The sequence below is a fragment of the Streptomyces sp. NPDC059900 genome, assembly GCF_050270335.1.
In the GTDB taxonomy this organism is placed as follows: Bacteria; Actinomycetota; Actinomycetes; order Streptomycetales; family Streptomycetaceae; genus Streptomyces.
In genome coordinates this window covers 1-4346 of sequence record NZ_JBNNJZ010000636.1, presented here as the reverse complement: position 1 = coordinate 4346, position 4346 = coordinate 1, and the positions used below count along the sequence as shown (strand labels likewise).

Here is a 4346-nt window from a genome sequence, read left to right as displayed (position 1 = left end):
GCTACGCGCAGCGCGTGGAGCGGCGGCCCTGGTGGTTCCTGGCCGGCGGCGCCGTCGTGCTCGCCGTCCTGTCCGTTCCGGTCTTCTCCATCCAGCTGGGGCACATCGGTGACGGGGCCGACCCGAAGTCCTTCACCGACCGGCGCGCCTTCGACCTGATGTCCTCCGCGTTCGGACCCGGCTCGAACGGCCCGATGACCCTCGTCATCGACCAGAGCGACGTACCCCAGTCGGACAGGGCGGCACTGAAGACCCAGGCGCAGAAGGCCCTCACCGGCGTATCCGACGCGGCCGCCGTCACGCCGCTCCAGGCCACGTCGGACGGCGACGTCCTGATCTCCACCGCCTACTCCGTGGCCGCCCCGCAGGACGAGCGGACCACCGATCTGCACAAGAACCTGAGCGACGACGTGCTCCCGCAGGCGGTCAAGGGGACGAAGGCGAGCACGTACGTCACGGGGACGACCGCCGCGCAGGCCGACTTCCTGGACATCGTCTCCAAGAAGCTGCCGCTGATCATCGCGGTGGTGGTGGCGCTGGCCTTCCTCGTCATCCTGGTCGTGTTCCGCGGCCTGCTCGTCGCGGTCAAGGCCGCGGTGCTCAACGTCCTGTCGATCGCCGCCTCGTACGGGGTCGTGGTGGCCGTGTTCCAGTGGGGCTGGGGCGGGCCGGCGCTCGGGGTGTCGGGGAAGGTCCCCATCGAGAGCTACGTACCGATGATGATGTTCGCGATCGTCTTCGGTCTGAGCATGGACTACGAGATCTTCCTGCTGTCCCGGGTCCACGAGGCGTGGCTGCGCACCCGGGATGCCAGGGCGAGCGTCGCCCATGCCCTGGAGATCACCGCACGGGTCATCACCTGCGCCGCACTGATCATGGTGAGCGTCTTCGCCGCGTTCCTCATCAGCGACAACATCGTGGTGAAGATGCTGGGGCTCGGCCTCGCGGCCAGCGTGCTCATCGACGCCACCGTGGTCCGCCTGCTGCTTGTGCCCGCGGTGATGACGCTCCTGGGTAAATCCGCCTGGTGGGCACCGCGCTGGATGGACCGGCTGCTCCCGCACATCGATGCCGAGGGCGAGAGCCAGGCCGCTCCACCGCCGGCCCAGCGCGACTGAGGCGGGTGCTCACGCCCCCGTGGCGGGCCGCCCGTCCATGTGCCGCTCCCCGTAGGCGCGGAAGAGCCCTTCCTGGACGACCGAGACGAGGAGCCTGCCCTCGATGTCGTAGATCCGGCCGCGCGCGAGGCCGCGGCCACCCGTGGCGATCGGGGACTCCTGGTCGTAGAGGAACCACTCGTCCGCGCGGAAGGGGCGGTGAAACCACATGGCGTGGTCGAGCGAGGCCATGTCGAAGCTCCGCGGGCCCCACAGCGGCTCCACCGGGATGCGGACGGCGTCCAGGAGCGTCATGTCGCTGGCGTACGTCAGCGCGCAGGTGTGGACGAGCGGATCGTCGCCGAGCGGGCTGACCGCGCGCATCCAGACCGCGCTGCGCGGCTCGGCGTCCTTGATCTCCTCGGGGGTCCAGCGCAGCCGGTCGACGTAGCGGATGTCGAAGGGCTGACGCCTGGCCATGCGCTCCAGCTGCTCGGGGAGCGCACCCAGGTGCTCGGTGATCTCCTGGGCGACCGTCGGCAGCGACTCGGGGTCGGGCGCCGTGATGCGCGGCGGCAGCTGGTGCTCGAAGGCCCCTTCCTCGGGCTGGTGGAAGGAGGCCGTGAGGTTGAAGATGGTGCGGCCCTGCTGGATGGCGGTGACCCGGCGTGTGGTGAAGGAGCGCCCGTCCCGCACCCGCTCGACCTGGTACACGATCGGCACGCCCGGACGGCCGGGCCGCAGGAAGTACGCGTGCAGCGAGTGCACCGGGCGCTCGCCCTCGGTGGTACGCCCGGCGGCCACCAGGGCCTGGCCGGCGACCTGCCCGCCGAACACCCGCTGCAGGGATTCCTGCGGGCTGCGGCCACGGAAGATGTTGAGCTCGATCTGTTCCAGGTCCAGCAGGTCGACCAGCCGGTCGGCGGGATTGTTCATGACGGTTCCTCGACTCCAGTCCGGACGGGGAAAAGCTCGGGCGGTCAGCGGTCAGCGGTCAGTGCTCGGTTCTCAGCGGTCGGCGGTCAGAGCTGGCCGACGTCGGTGACCCGGACGACGGCGCGGCCCTCTTCGTCGGAGGCCGCGAGATCGACCTCCGCGCTGATGCCCCAGTCATGGTCGCCGTTCGGGTCGGCGAACGTCTGCCGGACGCGCCACAGACCGTGCTCCGTGTCCTCCTCGATGAGCAGCAGCTTGGGGCCGCGCGCGTCGGGACCGGTGCCGAGATCGTCGTACTCGTCCCAGTACTTGTCCATGGCCGCGCCCCAGGCGTCCGCGTCCCAGCCGGACTCGGCGTCCAGTTCGCCCAGCTCCTCGACGTGGTCGAGGGCGGCGAGCTCGACGCGCCGGAAGAGCGCGTTGCGCACCAGGACGCGGAAGGCGCGGGCGTTGGCGGTGACCGGCTTGACCTGGTCGGCCTTCTCCTGGGCCTCTTCGGCGGTCATGACCTCGGGGTTGGCCAGCTGCTCCCACTCGTCCAGGAGGCTGGAGTCGACCTGGCGGACCATCTCGCCGAGCCAGGCGATGAGGTCCTCCAGGTCCTCGGACTTCAGGTCGTCCGGGATGGTGTGCTCGAAGGCCTTGTACGCGCTGGCGAGGTAGCGAAGGACGATGCCCTCGGTGCGCGCGAGTTCGTAGAAGGAGGTGAACTCCGTGAAGGTCAGCGCGCGTTCGTACATGTCGCGGATCACGGACTTGGGGGAGAGCGGGTGGTCGCCGACCCACGGGTGGCTCGTCCGGTAGGTGTTGTAGGCGTGGAAGAGCAGCTCCTCCAGAGGCTTGGGGTAGGTGATGTCCTGGAGGCGCTCCATGCGGTCCTCGTACTCGACGCCGTCCGCCTTCATCAGGGCCACGGCCTCGCCGCGCGCCTTGTTCTGCTGGGCGGCGAGGATCTGGCGCGGGTCGTCGAGGGTGGACTCCACGACCGACACCATGTCCAGGGCGTAGGAGGGCGACTCCTTGTCGAGCAGGTCGAAGGCGGCCAGGGCGAAGGTCGACAGCGGCTGGTTGAGCGCGAAGTTCTGCTGGAGGTCGACCGTCAGGCGCACGATGCGGCCCGAGGCGTCCGGCTCGTCGAGCTGCTCGACCACGCCGCCGTCGAGCAGCGAGCGGTAGATGGCGATGGCACGGCGGATGTGCCGCAGCTGCTGCTTGCGCGGCTCGTGGTTGTCCTCGAGGAGATGGCGCATCGCCTCGAAGGCGTTGCCCGGCCGGGCGATCACCGCGAGGAGCATGGTGTGCGTGACGCGGAAGCGGGAGGTCAGCGGCTCGGGCTCGGAGGCGATGAGCTTCTCGAACGACGCCTCGGTCCACCCCACGAAGCCCTCGGGCGCCTTCTTGCGCACCACCTTGCGGCGCTTCTTGGGGTCGTCGCCCGCCTTGTTGAGGGCCTTCTCGTTCTCGATGACGTGCTCGGGCGCCTGCGCCACGACCAGGCCCGCCGTGTCGAAGCCCGCGCGCCCGGCGCGGCCCGCGATCTGGTGGAACTCCCGGGCGCGCAGGGTCCGTACGCGCGTGCCGTCGTACTTGGTGAGGGCGGTGAACAGGACCGTACGGATGGGGACGTTGACGCCGACGCCGAGGGTGTCCGTGCCGCAGATGACCTTCAGCAGGCCGGCCTGCGCCAGCTTCTCCACGAGCCGCCGGTACTTGGGCAGCATGCCCGCGTGGTGCACGCCGATGCCGTGGCGCACGTAGCGCGAGAGGTTGCGGCCGAACTTGGTGGTGAAGCGGAAGTTGCCGATCAGGTCGGCGATCTTGTCCTTCTCCTCGCGGGTGCACATGTTGATGCTCATCAGCGACTGCGCGCGCTCGACGGCCTGCGCCTGCGTGAAGTGCACGATGTAGACGGGCGCCTGCTTGGTCTCCAGGAGCTCGGTGAGGGTCTCCGTGATGGGCGTCAGGCGGTATTCGTACGAGAGCGGGACCGGGCGTGTCGCGGAGCGGACCACCGAGGTGGGGCGGCCCGTGCGGCGCGTCAGGTCCTTCTCGAACATCGAGACGTCGCCGAGTGTCGCGGACATGAGGATGAACTGCGCCTGCGGCAGTTCCAGGATCGGGATCTGCCAGGCCCAGCCGCGGTCGCCCTCGGCGTAGAAGTGGAACTCGTCCATCACGACCTGGCCGATGTCGGCGTCCTTGCCGTCCCGCAGCGCGATCGACGCCAGGACCTCGGCCGTGCAGCAGATGACGGGCGCGTCGGAGTTCACGGACGCGTCACCGGTCAGCATGCCGACGTTCTCGGTGCCGAAG

General features: G+C 69.6%; 3 protein-coding genes. 1 reads left to right on the top strand and 2 read right to left on the bottom strand.

Going from position 1 to position 4346, the window contains the following annotated elements; translation table 11 throughout:
* Positions 1-1118, top strand: a 1118-nt coding sequence (locus tag ACQKIP_RS40905) for an MMPL family transporter (protein WP_427745339.1), incomplete at its 5' end; no start/stop codon positions are given.
* Between the two features lie 9 nt (positions 1119-1127).
* Here ACQKIP_RS40905 and ACQKIP_RS40900 read toward each other — a convergent pair.
* Positions 1128-2033 (bottom strand): acyl-CoA thioesterase, encoded by a 906-nt coding sequence (locus ACQKIP_RS40900; protein ID WP_365854461.1) that lies wholly within the window; start codon positions 2031-2033, stop codon positions 1128-1130.
* Between the two features lie 86 nt (positions 2034-2119).
* On the bottom strand, positions 2120-4346 hold a 2227-nt coding region (locus ACQKIP_RS40895), incomplete at its 5' end, for a DUF3516 domain-containing protein (RefSeq protein WP_427745338.1).

What these genes read in the sequence shown, in the direction of transcription:
- ACQKIP_RS40900 (WP_365854461.1), bottom strand. Translation starts at nt 2,033, where the DNA reads ATGAACAATCCCGCCGACCGGCTGGTCGACCTGCTGGACCTGGAACAG.